This is a genomic window from uncultured Ruminococcus sp. (assembly GCA_902785355.1).
Taxonomy (GTDB): Bacteria; Bacillota; Clostridia; order Oscillospirales; family Acutalibacteraceae; genus Ruminococcoides.
Map to the genome: position 1 here is coordinate 1 of CACZYF010000034.1, position 19105 is coordinate 19105.

Genomic DNA, 19105 nt, shown 5'->3' on the forward strand with positions numbered 1-19105 from the left:
CTGCGTTTTCTTCTGCTCATAATTTAAAACCTCCAATATGGTGCTTCTATTCTACACCATATCGGAGGTTTACACAATATTTGGGATGGTCTCTAAAACAAATTATTTTAGCAGGCTCTCATTTTTGAAAGCCTGCTCATTTTTAGTTATAGATGATATCTTGATCCACTATTTCTTCTGCCAGATTGCGTATGTTATTCATTTTCCGTACCCACAGCATTTGATTTTCAGCTTTAAGCTTTTCAGTTACATCCTCCTTTTCGGCTAATTGCTTAACCAACTGAGAAAACATATCCTCTGCCTGTTCATCAATATCGGCAAGATAGGCGCTGAGCTTACAGCTTGTCAGTAGGTTGGTATAAATAATTGGATGGTGATTTTTGAGATACCTTAAATGCCGCTTGCCCCAAATCCCTATTTCAACCTTCGGTTGTTCGGGCAATTTCAAATCGGGCAGCAAATAATCTCCCTGTTGTGTGTATGTAATCTTTGTCGCCATAATTCAGACCTCCTTAATCTTGATTTGTTTGACTTTGGCTTTCGTGAGCTTGATTAACAGCTCGTCAACGAGATCGGTGCACTTGCCCCGTGAAATAAGGTCATTCCTCAAATCAATCAGGCTGTTGATAACCGTTCTCCGCTCATCGTGCGTTAAGTAAATGTGATACTTTGGATTTTTCATTGTCGATTCCTCCTTGACTTAAATTTACATTCACATTATAGGAAGAAATTGAATAAATCACAAATGTGCGAGCGAGAAATGTGTGTAACTGCCGATAAAACCTTAATTTTTCATAAGTCCGTTATGAACACTCGCACCAATATAAAACGGACGCTCTATTGAGTGTCCGTTTTATTATTTGTAACTGAGAGGCAATTGATTATGAAGAAAATCATTTCGTCGTTTTTGATTGTGATAATTCTTATTACACTCTGTATAACCGGTGTTTCTGCCGCTGAGATCGGTGCGATACCGCTCGGTATATGCGCAGTTGTATCCGATATCGAGGGTAATCAAACGATACAAAACTCTGAGGCGATAACCGATAACGAAAATATTCAGGGCTATGAGCTGTTTATTGATCGTCAGCATGTGCTTAGTGTAGAAACAAGCAGCCATGAGATCGCCCAAACCGGCGCTGTTGCTCCGACCTTTTATCAGGCCGAGTTTATGATCCCCGATTCGACCTCTCAGGTACTTCTGACCGGATTAAAGACAGAAAATGTTGAAGAGATTCAACATCGAATTATTGAGAATTATACAGCAGGGCTCCCCTTCAAAATAACCGACCTGAGTTTTATCGATACTGAGAAAACCGCACAATCGGATGGAGATGAAAATCTCTGCTGGGCAGCTGCCGCTTCAAACATTCTTCACTATACCGGTTGGGGCGCTCAGGCAGGCTTTTCCGATGAGGATGAACTTTTCGATCTGTTTGCTTCTTCCTTCTCCGATAACGGTTCTCACCAGGAAAACGCGATGGCGTGGTTCTTTAACGGAGCGGCGCTGCAAAGGAACCTCTTTAATTACGCCACAGCAAAAATAAGAGATTATCCTTTTTCCGGAGGATATCTCAACGATTATGCATACGATATGGTCAGCGGCTACAACTATATCCGCGGCGTGTCGCATTGGAACGATATCTATGATCTGCTTAAGCAGAATTACGGTATCAGTCCCGGAATCAATCTTGTGATAGATAATCAGATCGTCGGCTCCCACGCGATTACTCTATGGGGGTTGATGATCGACACATCCTTATCGGTTGATGATCCCGATCGTTATCAAGGCGTTTTGATTGCCGATTCCGATTCAGATATGATCAATGAGCGCGATCGCCGTAAACCGGATAAAATACTTGAATATTATCCAATGTATGTAAATCAACGGAATTCGTTTTCATTTGATTATGCAAACGGTATCGTTGCGATTTTTGATGACTATGAATACTTAATGCCTTATAGTAAAGACGTACCCCGTGAAACCGATAGATCCGTCGGCCGAAATAAAACACGGTATCCCGACTTAATCATAGGAGAAATGTACCTGAGTGATAAAGCGAATAATCAAAGTGTGAATACGCTCTTTGAAAGCGGAAAGGACATTTACTTCGGCTATGCTGTCTCAAGCGCGGCGGATACCGCTTGGAGAAACACAATCAAAACAAACAGAAAAATCATATCCTCAACCGGAAAGTTGCTGTACAACGATACCGACAGTATTTCGATTCCTTTTCTTACCGGGTTAAATTATATCAATTCGACCGATCTTAGTTTTACTTCTGTCAAAAACATTCCGGCGGGTGATTATACGCTGACATTTACCGTGAATCCTCAGCACAGCACTAATGAAGCTTATTTCTATAACAACTCTCGTTCGATCGCATTTCAGATTCGAGACAGCTACATCAAGGGCGACTTTGATAACAGCAAAAAGGTAGAGATCATTGACGCAACTCTCATCCAGCATCGTCTCGCTGACATGATCGGCGAAGATATCAAAGCTGATGAACGCGGAGATATAGATGACGACGGACTTGACAGCACGGATGCGGTCTGGATCATGCGCCGTCTGGCGGGTTTTGAAATTCCGTATTCAATTGGAAATAAGACGCTGCACAAAGAAATCTAACAGCATGGGGCTGTCGCTGAGCGGCAGCCTTTATCTTTGCCCTGATTACAAGATTGAAAGGATTATCTTTCTAATTAGAATTATAGACGATGTGAATTATGTTAGAATATGAGGCGAATTTGAATCAGAGGTATGTGTATGAGCTATATAGATGAAATCAAGGCACAATTCAGCAATCTGAATAGTATGCAGCAGAAGGCGATCTTCCAGACCGAGGGTCCTGTCCTGATCTTAGCGGGTGCGGGCTCGGGTAAGACGACGGTTCTCGTCAACCGCATCGCGTATATCATCAAGGCGGGACTTGCCATGCCGTGGCAGATCCTCGCGATCACTTTTACCAATAAGGCTGCGGCTGAGCTCAAGGAGCGTATCGAAGCCGTCGGCGGAGAGGGCGCCGATGAGGTATGGGCGGCGACCTTCCACTCTACCTGTGCGCGTATCCTGCGCCGCTATGGCGATCGGCTCGGCTTTACGAGTCATTTCACTATCTATGATACCGACGATTCCCGCCGTTTGATGAAAGAGATTTTAAAACAGCTGAATATAGACGAAAAGTTTCTGTCTCATAAAACGGTTCTGAATGAAATATCGAAATACAAAGATAAAATGAAAGAGCCGAAGGACGTCAAGAGCCTTTCGAACTACGACAGCAGGCTGAAGTATATCGCCGACGCTTATGAGCTGTATCAGCAGCGCTTGCTGACCTCCGACGCGATGGATTTTGACGATCTGATCTGTTACACCATCCGTTTGTTCGAGCAGAATGAGGACGTCCTCGAGTACTATCAGAATCGCTTCAAATATGTCATGGTCGACGAGTATCAGGATACCAACAAGAGCCAGTACCGGCTGATCAGTCTGCTTTCCCGAAAGCGTAACAATCTCTGCGTTGTCGGTGATGACGACCAGAGCATCTACCGCTTCCGCGGCGCCACGATCGAGAATATCCTGAGCTTTGAGAACGAGTTCAAGGGCGCCGTCGTCATCCGTTTGGAGCAGAATTACCGCAGTACCGGTACCATCCTTGACGCGGCGAATAACGTCATCAAGCATAATGAGGAGCGTAAGGGAAAGACCCTCTGGACGGAGAATCCGAAGGGCGAGCGGATCACGCTCCATACCGCCCTGAGCGAGCGTGATGAAGCGGGTTTTATCGCACGCACGATCCTCGACGGCGTTGCGGCGGGGAGAAGCTTCTCCGACTACGCTGTCTTATACCGTATGAATGCTCAGAGTAACGCGATCGAGCAGGCTTTGTCCCGCTCGGGTATTCCGCATCGTGTGATCGGCGGTCACCGCTTCTATGACCGCGAAGAGATCAAGGATATGACCGCTTATCTGCAAGTTATCAACAATCCGCACGATGATATTCGCCTGCGCCGTATCATCAACAAGCCCAAGCGCGCGATCGGTGAAGCAACGATGACGAAGGTCACCGAGATCGGAGCCGGGATAGGGGAGAGCGCGTTCAGCGTGATCCGCCACGCCTCCGATTATCCGACCTTATCCCGCGCGGCGTCGAAGCTCGAAGCCTTTGCGAAGTTGATCGAGGGCTTGGTCGAGGCGGCTCAGTCAGGGGATTATTCTATTGCGGAATTATACAACCTGATTCTGGAACATACCGATTACAAAAATTATCTGATCGCCGAGAAGGATGACTACGAACAGCGCATCGAGAATATCGACGAGTTGTCCTCCAATATCATCAAATTCCAGGAGGATTACGGCGACGACGCCACGCTGGAGGCATTCCTCGAGGAGATCTCGCTGATGACGGATATCGACAACTATGACGCCGAGACCGACAGCGTCGTCATGATGACGCTTCATTCCGCGAAGGGTCTGGAGTTCCCCGTGGTATTCATTCCCGGTATGGAGGACGGCGTTTTTCCGTCTATGCAGACGATCATGGAGCCCGGCGAGCTTAATGAGGAGCGCCGGTTGGCGTATGTCGGCATCACCCGCGCGAAGGAGAAGCTCTATCTGATCAAGACCCGTGAACGCATGCTTTTCGGTTCGACGACGCATAACCGTGAATCGCGCTTTGTCAACGAGATACCCTCTTCGCTTCTGGAAAAGACCGGCAACGAGAACACTTTTGCAGCTCATAAGGTAGAGTATCAGTCGCAGTCTCAGCAGCGATTCGATCCCTTCGCGAAGAAACGACCCGCAACCGCTCCGACCACCAACAAGTACGCCGTCGGCAATACTGTATTCCATAAGGTTTTCGGTACCGGCATGGTGCTCAACGCCACTCCGATGGGAAATGATACCATGCTCGAGATCGCCTTCGACAAGGTAGGCACCAAGACTCTGATGGCGAACTTTGCCAAGATGGAAATTATCAAATAAATTGCACCAAAAGGATAAACCTCCGTATAATGTAGTGATGGTTTCTGAACATCAAATACATTTCGGAGGTTTTTACTTATGCCTGATACTATGAATGAAACGGCTGCCGAAAGACGACCCTACGGCGAACCCGTTTGTATCGACGCCCGCCGCGTTTATGACAGCTGCGGCGATAAGGATTGTCTGTCCGATCTGCCGGTATTCGTCAGTGACGCTTCACAGGCGCTGATCGATAATGCCGTCAACGTCCGTATCCGCAGCGCCGACGTGCTGAATACCATGCTCGATATCGAGCCGGTACCTTTTAACCGCGGCTTTTATTCCATCGACATGACTTTCTTCTTTGAGGTTACTCTGGACGTCTTTTCTTCTCCCAACACCGCTCCCGAAACGGTCAGGGGACTGTGTATGTCGGATAAGAAGGTCATCCTGTACGGCTCCGAGGGCAACGTACGCGTGTTCTCATCCGATCTGACCGTCGATGAATATGACACGCAGAACGCGCCCGTACGCAGTCTGCCGACCGCGAACGTACAGGTCGCAAAGCCCATTGCGCTGGCGGTCACGATGAAGGACAGACAGAGCTGCTATAAGCTGTGTCATAAGGTGCCGAACTCGATGCTCTGCGTTATCGGCGGCAACATCAGCGAGCGAGGCGAGAGGGTCGTGCTGGCGACTCTCGGCGTATTCTCGATCGTCCAGCTGCTTCGTAACGTCCAGATGCTCATCCCGTCATACGATTTCTGTGTGCCTGAGAAGCGCTGTGAAGGCTCTACCGACAGTCCGTGCGAGATGTTCTCGAGGCTCGATTTCCCGACCGACGAGTTCTTCCCGCCCAATGTGACCGACGGTAACGGCGACAATTCCGGCTGCGGCTGCGGCTGTGATGATGAAAGCTGATTCAATTGACACATAACATGATCCCCCGAGCTTTATGCCCGGGGGATCGGTTTATGTACGCAGATTTTTCTTTTGATGGCTGTGATCCCAGTCGATCAGCTCGTCGCCCTTTACGATATAGGCTTTCTCGGATAATTCAGCCAAGGGCGCGTCCGAATAGCTGTCTGAGTAGAACTCTTCGATCTTTCCATCGGGATACTTTTCATGAAAACGCCTGACCTTCTCCGCGTGGTAGCAATTCTCGCCGTCATACTTTCCGGTGTGAGCGTCGACCTTTGACGCGATCACGGAGATATGCAGCTTCTCTTCCAGCGGCTTCAAGAGAAACTCGGGAGAAGCGGAAATGATCACATCATCATCGCGGTGCTGTTTCTTGTAAAATGCTTTGATCTCGCCGAGCTTCTCGCTCCAGAAGCGCTCCACATCCCGCTCGGTATCGCAGGCTTTGAGGAAGGTGTACATGCGTTCCTTGAACTGTGTTTTGGTACCGATATGGAAAAGGTAATATTTCAGCGAAGCGAGTCCGATCCGCGGGATATAGAGGATCGTTTTCGGATGATGACGAAAGCACCAGAAGATGAAATCCCTGGTTGAATCGCTCCGGTAGATCGTCTTATCAAAATCATATACGTTCATATACTGATTCTCCTTACAGCTTCTTCATTATACCGCTTACCGACGATAAATACAACCTAAAATTCATACTTTGTTAATGCATAGGGATGAGCTTTGTGGTAGAATAATAAAAATATAAGGAGGATTGGGCTTTGTTTGGATATGTAAAGGTCGATCAGGCTAATCTGCTCGGCAAAGAGTATGAAGCCTACAAGGGCGTTTACTGCGCTCTGTGTAAGCAGCTCGGTAAGGATTATTCGCTTTTTGCCCGATTCATCTTAAGCTATGACTGCACCTTTTATGCTCTTTTGGCGCTGGATCTCGCCGATAAGCCTCCGTGCTATAAGCAGGGGAGATGCCGCTTCAATCCGCTGAAAAAATGCAGTTATGCCGAGACTGAAACTAAGGCGCTGCAATTGGCGGCGGCTCTCTCGGTCATCTCCGCTTACTATAAATTGCTTGATAACCTTGCCGATTCGCCGTGGTACAAGCGGATCGTTTATCGTCTGATACAGCCGTTCTTCTCTCGATGGAGGAAGAAAGCGGCTAAACGCTATCCGATGATGGATGCTTCTGTCGAAAATATGCTGGAGCGGCAGTTTGCGGCTGAGAAGGACGAGAACTGTGTATTGGATCAAGCTGCCGAGCCGACGGCGCTGATGTTGAAGGAAGCGTGCGAGCTGCTGCCCGATTTGATCCCACTGAGGATTAACCTTGAACCTGCGATGACAAAGCGGATCATCGGCACCATGGGCTATTATCTCGGCAGATGGATCTATCTGATCGACGCTGCCGACGATTACGAGAAGGATATAAGGCGTCATGGCTTCAATCCGTTCTTGCTGAATGAACTATCAAAGGAAACTCTTACCGATTATATGGAGCAAACGTTGAACACCGCGCTCAGTGAAGCGCTGTTGTCCTACGGTTTGCTCGAAAAGGGCCGATTCGATCCCATCTTTATGAACGTGCTGTGCGTTTCATGCGTAAAGATTCAGAATAACATTCTATCCCGTTATCGGGATAACGATAAGGAGCGTTAAATGAAGAATCCTTATGAGGTTCTCGGTGTGACCGAGAGCGCTACCGACGAAGAGATCAAGACCGCTTACCGGAATCTCGCGAAGAAGTATCATCCCGACAACTATCATGACAGCCCGCTGGCTGATGTTGCCGAGGAGAAGATGAAGGAGATAAACGAGGCGTACGATACAATATGCGATATGCGAAAGAACGGATCTTCGTCCTCTTATTCATATCAGAACGCGGGCTATAACTATAATACGGGTACTTATACCCGTACCGCTTATCCCGACGTCCGTCAGTATATCATGAACGGTCGGCTCGATGACGCGATGGAGCTGCTCAACGGCGTTCCCGAGATGAATCGCAACGCCGAGTGGTATTTCCTGATGGGTATGGTGTTCTCCCGTAAGGGCTGGAGCGATCAGGCGTATCAATATTTTCAGCGTGCGTACCAAATGGATCCATCTAATCCTGAAATCCGGGCAGCTTTCAATAATATGAACAATCGCCGCTCATATACCAATCCCGGTTATAATACAGGCGATATGATGGGCTGTTCCGCCTGCGATATCTGCACCGGTCTGATGTGCGCGGACTGCCTGTGCAGCTGCTGCGGAGGTCGTTCCTGCTGATATGAAAAAATCCGTTAAAGTTTCCATGGGCGGCGTAGTTGCCGCCCTGAGTCTTGTTTTGATGTTTCTGACATCACTGATCCCCTTCGGGACTTATGCATTCCCCGCGATGGCGGGTATTCTTTTGATACTTCTTGTTTTTAATCTCGGCTATGGTTATGCTGTCGCTGTGTTCGGCATTACGGCTGTATTATCCTTTGTCCTCTTGACCGACAAAGAGGCGGCGCTCTATTATACGATCTTCCTCGGGTATTATCCGATCCTGAAGGGCGTGATCGAGCGGATACGCTCCAAGGCGATCCAGTATGCGCTGAAGCTATGCTTGTTCAACGCCTGTATGATCGCGGCGTTCTATATCGGACTGCTGCTGTTATCCGTCCCGAAGGAGAGCTTCGTCCTGTTTGGCGTCTATCTGCCGTGGGTATTCCTGATCTTAGGTAACCTGTTCTTTGTTGTTTACGATCTATGTATTACAAGACTTGTAACCCTTTACCTCATAAAATGGCATAATCGGTTAAATAAGAATACAAAGCTGTAACTGACGTTGCATATTACGTGAGAAAATAGTAGAATTATTACATATAGAGAAAGGCGGTGTCAAAATGAAAAAGCTGAGTAGAATATTGACGATTTCTGCGTCTGTTTTGATGGCAGCAGTTATTTTGATATCCGCTCTCATTACTACTGTTCCCGCCGCTACAATGGATGAAATCAATAGGGAAGATGCGGAGCTCGCTAAGAGCGGTGCTGTCTATCGCGATGTTTCGTTTGACTCACTGCCCGAAATTGAAGGCTTTTCGCTGAACAAAAGCGTGCGCACACTGATGCCTGATGTGGATAAACTAAGTTTGAATATCAACGGTAAACATCGATTGACTATCCTGGACGGTTATTCGCGCAGCGTCAACAGCCGCATACAGTTTACTTCTTCCGCTTCTTCTGTATATGTAACCGATACAGGATTAATCACAGGCGTCAGAGAAGGTTCTGCTATTGTATTTGCTTATGATCCCGTCACGCATGAAAATGTCAGTTGTCAAGTGACCGTTAGCAATAAGGTTATTCCTACAGAACCTGAAACGATCCCTCCGACGGAGGAACCTCCTGAAGCACCAACCGTAATTCCTACGCAGGCTCCTACTCAGAAGCCGACTGAAAACGCAACAGAGAAGCCCACTCAGCCGCCGACAGTCCCGCCTACACAAGCCCCTACACAGAAGCCTACGACTGCTCCCGTTATCAATGAAACACTGTCCATTAATGCGAGCTCTGCAACTGTCTATAAAGGGAGTTATTACCACGTTGTCGCTACCTCCAACACATCCGTCAGCTTTTCAAGCTCTAATACTTCTGTTGCAACCGTTGACAGCCGCGGAATCGTAACGGCATTGAGCAACGGTACGGCTACCATCACCGCGCGCACAACGTCTAAATCTGCTGCCTGTCAGATCACCGTAAAAACAGGCGGCAGCGTCAATCTCTCCCATAAGACCGCTTCTGTTTACCGTTTTAAATCCCTTCTGATCAAAAGCAGTACATCCGGTGTAAAGTGGAGCAGCTCTGATCCCTCCGTCGCCGCTGTTGATCTGATCGGTACTACCGACAAAGCGTTTATCAGAGGCGTTAAGGCGGGTACTGCGGTAATCACCGCATCCACCTCTACGGGAACAGCAACCTGTATCATAACGGTCAATCCGTCCTGTCCGGTTCGTTTTGCCTACAGCTCGCCAAACTGCGCGTCGAAAAATCAGAAGGTTACGCTCGTTTGTATTACCGATACGATGCGAACCGCTGTTCGCTTTGCGGTTGAGACGAACTCAGGCACGCAATATGTTGACGCGACTTCTAAGACTGCCGACGCCGATACCTTCATCTGGAAGGGAACGACAAGCTTTTCTCAGGCAGGTACATATAATATCAAGGCCTATTCTCAGTTCAACAACGGAACTTCATGGCACACATGTGAAGACGGTGAAACGACCGCTTTCGTTACCGACACGACCGATAAGATGACAACGATCTGTGCGCGCAGAAGAGCCTCCGATGAAGTGATTCAGCTGATTTCCACCTTTGAGGGCTTCTCCGATCAGGCATATGACGATTACTTTACCGGAGATCCCACTGTGGGTTACGGTCGCGTCGTCTTTACCGGAGAGCAGTTCTATAATAAATTGACGAAAGCAGAAGCATTTGCTTATCTGATTCATTCAGTCAATAATGAAGGCTATGCTTCGAACGTTAACAACTTCTTGCTTGATAAGAGAATCAAATTCAATCAACAGCAGTTTGATGCGTTGGTATGCTTTGTCTACAATACCGGCGCAGGACCGTTATACTCCGATGATGAGTTGATCGCTGCGCTTATGGATTGTTCTGATGGAACGGGCTCGATAGGTACCTATTATTATATCAACGGCACCGGCGTTCGTATCCGTAAGGGACCCGGGACAAATTATGATATCATCAAAGAGCTCGATTATAATACCGAATTGAAGATCCTGTCTACAAGCAATACGGATTGGTATCAGGTGCAGCTCAACGACGGCACCAAAGGATATGTCAGCTCTGAATATATCTCTTCACGCTCCGTCGGCGGTAATCTTGATTTTAACTATATCCATAAGCAAGGTTTTATTGATAAGCTTTGCATGTACCATCATGCGGGCAGCTGCGTATGGGGACTCTTGTACCGCCGTGTTGATGAAACAGAGATGTTCTTCTACGGCGACTATGAGCCTTGCTACGGAACCTACAAGTATCCGATCAAGTTTACCTGTACCAAGAATCCTTCGTATCATACCTAGTATAATCCATACAAGCCCTGCATAATATTCGATAGGTGATGTTATGAAGGGCTTTGTATTGACGTTAAGAAACAGTAAACAGACTGCTAAGCTTCCTGATCTTAGACGACTGTTAGCGCGAGCCAAGGTTTTTATTAAACGTCATGGCCTGCAGGCGGTCCTGTGTCTGCTGTTTCTGTTCGGCTTGGTGATCGGAGTGACATTTGCACAAGGCGTCAGCCGGACGACCTATGAACGGCTTGATCTGCTTTTTGTTACAAATATCAGCGCCAGAATACAGATGACTCTCCCTCAGATATTTCTGTCCTGTTTTGTATCCTACTTTTTATTTGGATTTACAGCTTTTTTGTGCGCGTTGTCCTGTTGGGGGTTCGTCGCCGTACCGATGATCTGTACCGGCTTCGGCTTTACCGCCGGATTATCCTCCGCGTTTGTCTTTTCTCTGTATCACATGTCCGGAGCAGGCTTTTATATCTTGGTTATTCTGCCGGGAACACTGCTGTTCCTTTTGACGTTGGTTTATTATACTGCTTACTGCTTTCGATTATCTCGCCGGTTTGCGGTTCTTTCGTTGATGGGTAATGATCGAGAGCCCGAGCTGCGTTCGCATTTGAAAGTGTTTTTAAAAAAGTCATTATTGACGCTGCTGTCTGTTATCACCTGTTCGATCGTCGATATGGTGCTGTGGATGCTGTTTGCGGATAAATTTCAATTTTGATGAGGAAATTATGGAAAGAAAGAAAATGAAATTTGAAATATTACTGGATCGCTTTTTCAGTAATTTTCACAGAGTATTATTAACGAATTTGCTGTTTGCAGTTCCTTCGGCTGTATTGTTCGTTGTTTTCTATCTGCTGAGCAGTCTTATTTTCAAAGATATCATCATTCCGTTTTTGATGATATCGATTATTCCGCTGTTCCCGTTCTATGCCGGTGTAGTGGCGGTCTGCCGAAATATTGCACGGGGAGATAAGGATGTCCCGACCTATACAACGTTTGTAACGGCGGTCAAGAATAATTTCTTACCCTTTCTGCTTCATGGCTTGATTGTTTATATTGCGTCACTGTTTAGTTTCTTCTCGATCTCACTGTATGGCTCGATGCTGTCTCAAGGCTGGTTCTTCTATGTACTGCTCTTTTTCAGTATTCTTATTACGCTTTTTCTGCTGTATATTGCGTTCTATGTTCCGCTCATGAATATCACCTACGACATTCCGCTTAAATATGTTTACAAAAACAGCTTTTTAATGGCGTTCGGCGAATTAAAGAACAATCTTTTCGCTACGATCGCGCTCGCTGTTGTCGCGGCAATCTGTTTGACTATTACTGCTTTCTCCGGTACAGTTACGGTACTGTTGATTATTCTGGCGGTGTTGTGGGTGTTTATTCTTCCCGCAACCACTGCATTTATGTATATATTCTTTATCTATGACGGAATGGCTTCGATGATAGACAGCAAAAGCAAGCCTGAAGCTGCGTCTGATGAAGAAAAAGAATCTGCCGTACATCACAATAAAGATATGGAAGATGATTTTTCCGATATCGATATCGATTCGCTGAGTGATACTGACGATTATATCTTCCATAACGGCAGAATGGTCAAACAGAGTACGCTGCTGCATATCCTGAGGGATAAGCAGCAGAACAAAGCGGGGGAGAAGCATGAGTAGGAAGGCGTTGATTATCGTAGGACTTGCTGTTCTGATCGCCGCTTCGACCGGCGTTGCTTTCGCAACCAATAATCCGGGACAAGCCGGGAAGCCTGTCACAGCCACTGCCGCGGCGACCTATCCGTCTACGGAAGCAACGGAAGAGGAAATCGTTGATGATAACGATACGGTTACAGAAGCCGACATCCCCGTGACCGAAGCGTCATCCGAGAATTTCGATGACGTCAAAGACGGCGTTATGATCGACGGACATCTCGTTGAACCTTCCTCACCGATAGAGAATCTGCCTGAGTCCGAGCGTTTTCTGAATGATATATATACTTTACAGCGTGTTCTGGACGCAGAATCCGGCGAGGAGCTCTCGCTGCAGATGGTATTGGGAAAATATTATAATGATTGTACGATCAGTACTTATACCGACGGTACACTTGAACTTTGTTTGAACCCTTCTGCAGATGCAATAAAAAAAGGCATTTATTCTATTTATAACGATATCATTTACGTTGATTACGGCGATGGTCATATCGAACAATACCCGATTATTTACGCAAATAATGCTGTAATTGAATCGATCATCGTCTCCGACGGAAAATACGATTACTATTTCGGATAAACGCAGAGGTTGACTTAAACTGACAACAGTCACAAGTCAACCTCTTTTTTTGTATTAGCTTGCTTGGTTATTTTCGATAAACCAGCGATTTTCTTCAAGAAATAAATACCGTTCATGCGTTTTAATTCGTACCGTGTATCTTATTCCAGATCCTCCGGTTTTGACAGATGCGGCAAAGCGAACATCCGTGATCTGCTCTATATCAAAGTTTCTGCCGTCATCCCAGTTGATACGCAGAGGAATCACATTTCCATCCGGATCAAATTTTGCCGTAACCGATACATACTGCTTTTTCATGCCTTTACGCTCCTGTCTGTAACAAATATTTATTTCTTATGATGATTATAGAACATATATTCTACTTTGTCAAGTCAAAAAAAGGGTAATGATTAAGCTTGTGCTAAATCACTACCCTTATAATCTGATTATTGGAAAGATTATTTCAGATAACCGTTCATATCTTCGCTGATCTTTTCGGTAATCTCGTGTGCTTCAGCTTCGTTAGAGCCGATCGCGGTAATATAAATCTTGATCTTCGGCTCGGTACCGGAGGGTCTGACAATAGCGCAGTGACCGCCTTCGAGCGTATAAGACAGAACGTTGGACTTAGGCAGGTCGATCGGCTCCGTTTTACCGGTCAGCAAATCGGTCGAGACCTTGGTGTCGTAATCCGCGATGGAAACGACCTTGTAGCCTGCGATGGAGACGGGAGCGTTCTCTCTGAGACCGTTCATGATAGACGCCATCTTATCCATGCCCTCAGCGCCCTCAAAGTAGAAGTTTAAGGTGGTGTTGAGATAGTGACCGTACTCGGCATAGATACCGTCGATTACGTCAACGAGCGATTTGCCCTGCTTCTTGTAGTAGGACGCCATCTCACAAATCAGCATAGAAGCGATAACAGCGTCTTTATCACGAACATAGGAGCCGGAGAGGTAACCGCAGCTCTCTTCAAAACCGAATACAAAGCGGTCTTCTTCACCTTTTTCTTCCAGGCGAAGAATAATCTCGCCGATGTACTTGAAACCGGTCAGGCAGTTGCGCATCTCACAGTCATACTTCTTGCAGATCGCTTCGATGATCTTGGTGGTAACGATCGTCTTGACGACGATGGGATTCTCCGGCAGCGTACCTTTCGCCTTGCGGCAGGAAAGGATATACTCAGTCAGCATTGCACCGATCTCGTTACCGGTGTAAAGACGGTATGTACCGTCGGCACGTCTGGCGGCGATGCTGACGCGGTCGGAGTCGGGGTCGGTAGCGAGCAGCAGCTCAGCGCCGGTCTTGTCGCACAGCTCCAGACCCTTTTGCAGCGCTTCCTCCAGTTCGGGGTTGGGGAAGGGGCAGGTGGTGAAATTGCCGTCGGGAAGCTCCTGCTCCTTAACGACGGTCAGGTTATCTACGCCGATATCCGCGAGAACACGTCTGACGAGCTTGTTGCCCGCGCCGTTGAGCGGGGTGTAGACGACGCTGAGATCAGCATCCTTACAGATACCCTCGTTGACCTGTCTCTTCTCGACTTCCGCGACATACGAATCGTAGACGCTGTCCTTGACGTACTCGATCATGCCGTTCTTGACAGCCTCATCGAAGTCGCAGAGCTTGACGTCGTCGAACATATCCAGTGCCTGGATCTCGTCGAATACCATACCTGCGGCAACGTCGGTCATCTGGCAGCCGTCTTCGCCGTAAGCTTTGTAGCCGTTGTACTTCGCGGGATTATGGCTGGCGGTGATCATGATACCGGCAACGCACTTGAGGTTGCGAACCAGGTAGCTCAGTACGGGAGTGGGTTCGAGCTCCTCGGAGATATACGCCTTGATGCCGTTCGCGGCGAGTACGCGCGCGGCTTCAATCTTGAAGAGATCGGAATTGATACGCGAGTCATGAGAGATCGCTACGGCTCCTGTACCGTACTTCTTCTTGATATAATTCGCCATACCCTGTGTCGCGTGACGGACGACATAGATGTTCATGCGGTTGGTGCCTGCGCCCAGAACGCCTCTAAGACCAGCGGTACCGAACTTCAGCGGCGTATAGAAACGATCATAGATCGCGTCGTTATCCGCGCTGATATCCTTGAGCTCCTGCGCGACAGCGGCATCCTCGGTCGCCTTAGTCAGCCATACGTTATAAAGTTCTTTGTAATCCATAAAACCACCCATTCTATTTATATTTTTATATAAAAAACCACCATTATCATAGCATAAATCAAGGTGATTGACAATATCATGAAAAGGATTTTATCAAAAAAATCCAATATTATTTGCTCTTCGTTCAACATTTTTATGAGGTTACTGTATATGATCTACAGAATACCACCGTCCGTTGTCTGTTCATCCAAATTTCATACCGAGTACTTGATTTATTCAGGCGGTTGTAGTATGATATAGTGGCTGTCAGGAGAAAACTCCCGATAAACTGACGAAGCTTACCATAGGAGGTATAATATGAACGAGTATATAGAAACCGAAAGCTTTGATAATGAAGTTCAAAACACAGAAACACCGGAAGAACTCGAACTTGAAACGAAGCCTGCTAAAAAGCGATTCCCGCTTCAGACGCCTGTGATTATCTCTCTGTGCATCGTGCTTGCCGCTCTACTGGGTTACCTGGTGTACACAGGATTTCTGCTCCGCGAGCCGGAGGGCGTGACCTGGGCAACCGAAATCAACGATGTGACCTATTATATCAATTTTAACAGCGACGGTACCTATAACGGCTATTTCGGCAGCGTTGAGATGACCGGCAATTTCACTAAGGCGAAAAATCAGCAGAGTGAAGCTGCTACTTCCGATGAAACAGTTAATACAATTGCGCTTGACGGTGAATTTACCTACTTCTATCCGGGTATTCCTTTTACCTATGAAATCACCGGTTCCCGTCTGCTTGGTAATCAGGAGATTAAATTCTCCTACGGTTCCGAGTTTACCTTCTCTTTCTATCAGTCAAAGAGAGATCAGAAACCTCTGGAGCTGCCCAAGGACTTCACCCCGGATAATGATCTCGTCGGTACATGGGTGCTCCACTACGCCGATCAGGAGCTGACCCGAATCACCTTCAATGCCGACGGTTCCGCTAAGATCGTATCTCCGCAGGTTACCATCAACGCGACTTATACGCTTGAGTCCGGTAAAATCAACTTGACCTATCAGGGGTCACAGAGCGAGGTCTATCCTTCAGAATATGAGGTTAAGGGTGATAATCTGACCTTTATGAACGCGATCTATACCCGTGAAGGCAGCGGCGCTACCGTTGACCAGCCGTTCCTGATGCTTCAGGAAACACAAGCCGAGGAAGAAACCAAAGCTAAATAATAACATTATCCCCGTCTTGTGCCGTACAAGACGGGGATACTTTTATGATATCAGCTTTTTCAATAAAACAACATCCGCGATATCAACGACCTTATTGCCGGAGAGATCGGCGGATAGGGTATAAACGCCGTTATAGTCAGCGGAGCCGATCAAAGAATCCATCAGGAAATTCAAATCACGTGAATTGACGCTGCCTTCTCCCGTCAGGTCACCCCGAACCGAAAGCTCGTATTCAATACGTGTTGTGCCTTTACTGAATACCGCATACATAGCTGTGCCGATATTTCCGCTGCTCTTCTCGCTATCCTCACGATATATTGAGAGCGAATAGCCATCATATTGTATATTAGATCGAAACGCAGCTACTGACGTTCCGTTTGGGATATTCGAGATTGTATAATTCAGGTTATCGATGCTGTATGAATCGGAGGAAATATCAGTATTATGATTATCGGAGTATGCTCCGTTATTTGAATTATCCCTTCGCGGAGTAACTAAATCGATAAAGTCCGAACGTTCAAGGCTGACGGTGCTGTCACCGTCCAAGCATAGGATCCTACCGTTAACCGTACAGAGAGCTTGGCATCCGGATTTTGTGATATAGTAAGAAACGGTTTTACCGCTCTTTAAATCGTATCCGTAGATTGAGTCGCCGTCCGATATGTAAAGAGTATCCTCGATCATACAGGAAGACATATTTGTATTTACGTTCAAGACCCGATCAATATAATCACCGTTCAAAACATATGCTTCTCCGACCTTTGATACCAGGACATTTTCGCCGGCTGCAGATAGGGGAGGAAGAACCGATGATCCGCTGATATACTTATAGTTCCCGCCGGAAAGCTTATACAACTCATCGCCGACTACGGCGTAGATTCCGTTTTGATAACCGGCCGCCATATCGGTGATATCATCCGGCAAAATTAGATTTTTCACAGGAATCCCTTCAAGGGAAAAGATCTTAACCTCACGTGAATTCTGATGACTTTTGATGTAGAGACGGTCTCTGTCGCAACAAACCGCCGTATCCGAGAAAAGACTGCATCCATAAATCGAAAAGCTGTCCAGATAATCGGATTGTATATCATATACGCTCACGACGATCTGGTTATTGCGTGTGTCGTTACTGAAGAATAATACCTTACCGAAGCCGGCGGTTACCGCGTCGATGGGTTCATTCAGGTCCAGCGCTATATTCAGATTATACTGACCGTGACAGATTATATCCGCGTGATAACCGCTTGTCCGCACAAGATACACGCCGCTGCTGTCCGAGAAAGCTGCAGGTTCTCGATTCGAGACGGCTACAACGCCGAGGTTTAATGCTGAAAACAGCATTATCAGCATTACAAGCATTATACACAGAAGCCTCTTCACCGACCGTCACCGTCCATTCGACATATTCCGACATCATTATACAGTACAAGAGGAAACGGTGCAATAGTAAAGAGAAAAAACCGCCTCAGATTTACTGAAGCGGTAAATAGAATCAGTTAACGAATAAATGCTTACGCTTATTGAAATAAACGATATGTAAAGCATCGTAGGACCGTTCTTCTTAAAGCCTGACAGCGAAAACCTTGCGACCAAAGCTAAAGCCACTAAACCGAGGCAAAGTACGCCGTAAATGAGATCTACAGTTCTTAATCCTTTGAAGTAAGAATAGATCTGTGCAGAATCCGCTCCGTATGCCGACCCGATAAAATACGGGATCGCGCCGATCAGATTCAGCACAGCGCCGGCAAATAAAGCAAAGTAGATCAAAAACTTGAACCACTTCATCGGCGGCTCATTATTCAAGGCAGAAGGATTATTGTAATACGGTTGCTGATAATTTTGTTGATAATTCTGCTGATAATTCTGCTGATAGTTAGGTTGATAATTCTGAGGCTGCTGATAAACGCCGTTATTATTCCCGGGGTAATTCGGCTGCTGCTGAGGATTAGGATATTGCTGTGAACCGGGAACCTGATAATTGATAGGTTGAGCTTGAGAGCCGTTGTACTGATCGGAACCAGATACCTGCTGTTCGGACTGAACAAAGTAAGCTTCGGGTTGAGGAACTCCCTGTGCCGGTTGTTCAAAGCCCGCTGTTGAAAGAGAAGATCCGCAATTCGTACAGAACAACGCGGTATCTTCAACTTGCGCACCACATTTAGGACAAATCATTAAAGGTACCCCCTTATATTGTATATAGTAAGATAATTATAACATATCTATAGTAAGGAATCAAGTGATATGACAGATTAGTAACTATCAAGACGCTTTTATTTGAACATGAAACACAGTCGCCTTCGAATCCCACCTCTTCCGCTGATTCTTGTGTATATAAAAACAGGAGACACCTGATGGTATCTCCTGCTTTTGTAATGGCGGAAGCGGTGTAAGTGGGTTATTGTCGATCGGACATATCGTCTTAGGAGCGCCCAGCTAATACAAACGCTCTATCTACGCTCTCCTTAAAAACGCCATCCCATGGCGTTTTTGTCTGCGCCGTGCGCTTGCCGCTTACGGCTTGACACAGTCGCCTTCGAATCCCAC

17 protein-coding genes are annotated in these 19105 nt (G+C 46.8%); 11 read left to right on the forward strand and 6 right to left on the reverse strand.

Features of this window, described 5'->3' with window-relative positions; genetic code table 11:
- Positions 1-142 precede the first annotated feature (142 nt).
- Complete coding sequence (locus R2I50_RS08080) at positions 143-499, reverse strand: TnpV protein (protein WP_316608643.1); 357 nt, start codon at positions 497-499, stop codon at positions 143-145.
- Between the two features lie 384 nt (positions 500-883).
- Here R2I50_RS08080 and R2I50_RS08085 point away from each other — a divergent pair, with 384 nt between their 5' ends.
- From R2I50_RS08085 to R2I50_RS08095, 3 genes are all read left to right on the forward strand, one after another.
- Positions 884-2632 (forward strand): hypothetical protein, encoded by a 1749-nt coding sequence (locus tag R2I50_RS08085; RefSeq protein ID WP_316608644.1) that lies wholly within the window; start codon positions 884-886, stop codon positions 2630-2632.
- A gap of 138 nt (positions 2633-2770) precedes the next feature.
- Positions 2771-4984, forward strand: coding sequence for a UvrD-helicase domain-containing protein (locus R2I50_RS08090; RefSeq protein WP_316608645.1), 2214 nt, complete (start codon positions 2771-2773; stop codon positions 4982-4984).
- Positions 4985-5062: 78 nt separating this feature from the next.
- A complete protein-coding gene (locus tag R2I50_RS08095; protein WP_316608646.1) occupies positions 5063-5884 on the forward strand; it encodes a hypothetical protein in 822 nt (273 codons plus the stop codon).
- A 51-nt stretch (positions 5885-5935) separates the two neighbouring features.
- Here the strand turns inward: R2I50_RS08095 and R2I50_RS08100 are convergent, their stop codons facing one another.
- Positions 5936-6520, reverse strand: a complete 585-nt coding sequence (locus R2I50_RS08100; RefSeq protein ID WP_316608647.1) for an HAD-IB family phosphatase — start codon at positions 6518-6520, stop codon at positions 5936-5938.
- Between the two features lie 131 nt (positions 6521-6651).
- On the opposite strand from R2I50_RS08100, the gene R2I50_RS08105 reads away from it, so the two are divergent.
- From R2I50_RS08105 to R2I50_RS08135, 7 genes are all read left to right on the forward strand, one after another.
- A complete protein-coding gene (locus R2I50_RS08105; protein ID WP_316608648.1) occupies positions 6652-7542 on the forward strand; it encodes a DUF5685 family protein in 891 nt (296 codons plus the stop codon).
- On the forward strand, positions 7543-8157 hold the full coding sequence (locus R2I50_RS08110) for a DnaJ domain-containing protein (RefSeq protein ID WP_316608649.1): 615 nt from the start codon (positions 7543-7545) through the stop codon (positions 8155-8157).
- Between the two features lies 1 nt (position 8158).
- Positions 8159-8695: a hypothetical protein gene (locus R2I50_RS08115; RefSeq protein WP_316608650.1), complete on the forward strand. Its 537-nt coding sequence runs from the start codon at positions 8159-8161 to the stop codon at positions 8693-8695.
- A gap of 64 nt (positions 8696-8759) precedes the next feature.
- The gene (locus tag R2I50_RS08120) at positions 8760-10961 is read left to right on the forward strand and encodes an SH3 domain-containing protein (protein ID WP_316608651.1); all 2202 of its coding nucleotides are present in this window, start codon (positions 8760-8762) and stop codon (positions 10959-10961) included.
- 43 nt (positions 10962-11004) lie between these two features.
- On the forward strand, positions 11005-11679 hold the full coding sequence (locus R2I50_RS08125) for a stage II sporulation protein M (RefSeq protein WP_316608652.1): 675 nt from the start codon (positions 11005-11007) through the stop codon (positions 11677-11679).
- A gap of 10 nt (positions 11680-11689) precedes the next feature.
- The gene (locus R2I50_RS08130) at positions 11690-12631 is read left to right on the forward strand and encodes a DUF624 domain-containing protein (RefSeq protein ID WP_316608653.1); all 942 of its coding nucleotides are present in this window, start codon (positions 11690-11692) and stop codon (positions 12629-12631) included.
- Positions 12624-13244, forward strand: coding sequence for a hypothetical protein (locus tag R2I50_RS08135; RefSeq protein WP_316608654.1), 621 nt, complete (start codon positions 12624-12626; stop codon positions 13242-13244). Before R2I50_RS08130 ends, R2I50_RS08135 begins: the two co-directional genes overlap by 8 nt.
- 54 nt (positions 13245-13298) lie before the next feature.
- On the opposite strand, the gene R2I50_RS08140 is transcribed toward R2I50_RS08135, so the two are convergent.
- Both R2I50_RS08140 and R2I50_RS08145 read right to left on the reverse strand, forming a co-directional pair.
- Positions 13299-13541 carry a hypothetical protein gene (locus R2I50_RS08140; RefSeq protein ID WP_316608655.1) on the reverse strand — a complete coding sequence of 81 codons (243 nt, stop codon included), beginning with the start codon at positions 13539-13541 and terminating at the stop codon, positions 13299-13301.
- Between the two features lie 140 nt (positions 13542-13681).
- The gene (locus R2I50_RS08145) at positions 13682-15397 is read right to left on the reverse strand and encodes a phospho-sugar mutase (RefSeq protein ID WP_316608656.1); all 1716 of its coding nucleotides are present in this window, start codon (positions 15395-15397) and stop codon (positions 13682-13684) included.
- A gap of 297 nt (positions 15398-15694) precedes the next feature.
- Here R2I50_RS08145 and R2I50_RS08150 point away from each other — a divergent pair, with 297 nt between their 5' ends.
- Positions 15695-16561, forward strand: coding sequence for a DUF5640 domain-containing protein (locus R2I50_RS08150; protein ID WP_316608657.1), 867 nt, complete (start codon positions 15695-15697; stop codon positions 16559-16561).
- Positions 16562-16603: 42 nt separating this feature from the next.
- Here the strand turns inward: R2I50_RS08150 and R2I50_RS08155 are convergent, their stop codons facing one another.
- Together R2I50_RS08155 and R2I50_RS08160 are read right to left on the reverse strand one after the other, a co-directional pair.
- Entirely contained in the window at positions 16604-17920 is a 1317-nt protein-coding gene (locus R2I50_RS08155) for a hypothetical protein (RefSeq protein WP_316608658.1), read from the reverse strand.
- Between the two features lie 57 nt (positions 17921-17977).
- Positions 17978-18733 (reverse strand): zinc ribbon domain-containing protein, encoded by a 756-nt coding sequence (locus R2I50_RS08160; RefSeq protein ID WP_316608659.1) that lies wholly within the window; start codon positions 18731-18733, stop codon positions 17978-17980.
- Between the last annotated feature and the right edge of the window lie 372 nt (positions 18734-19105).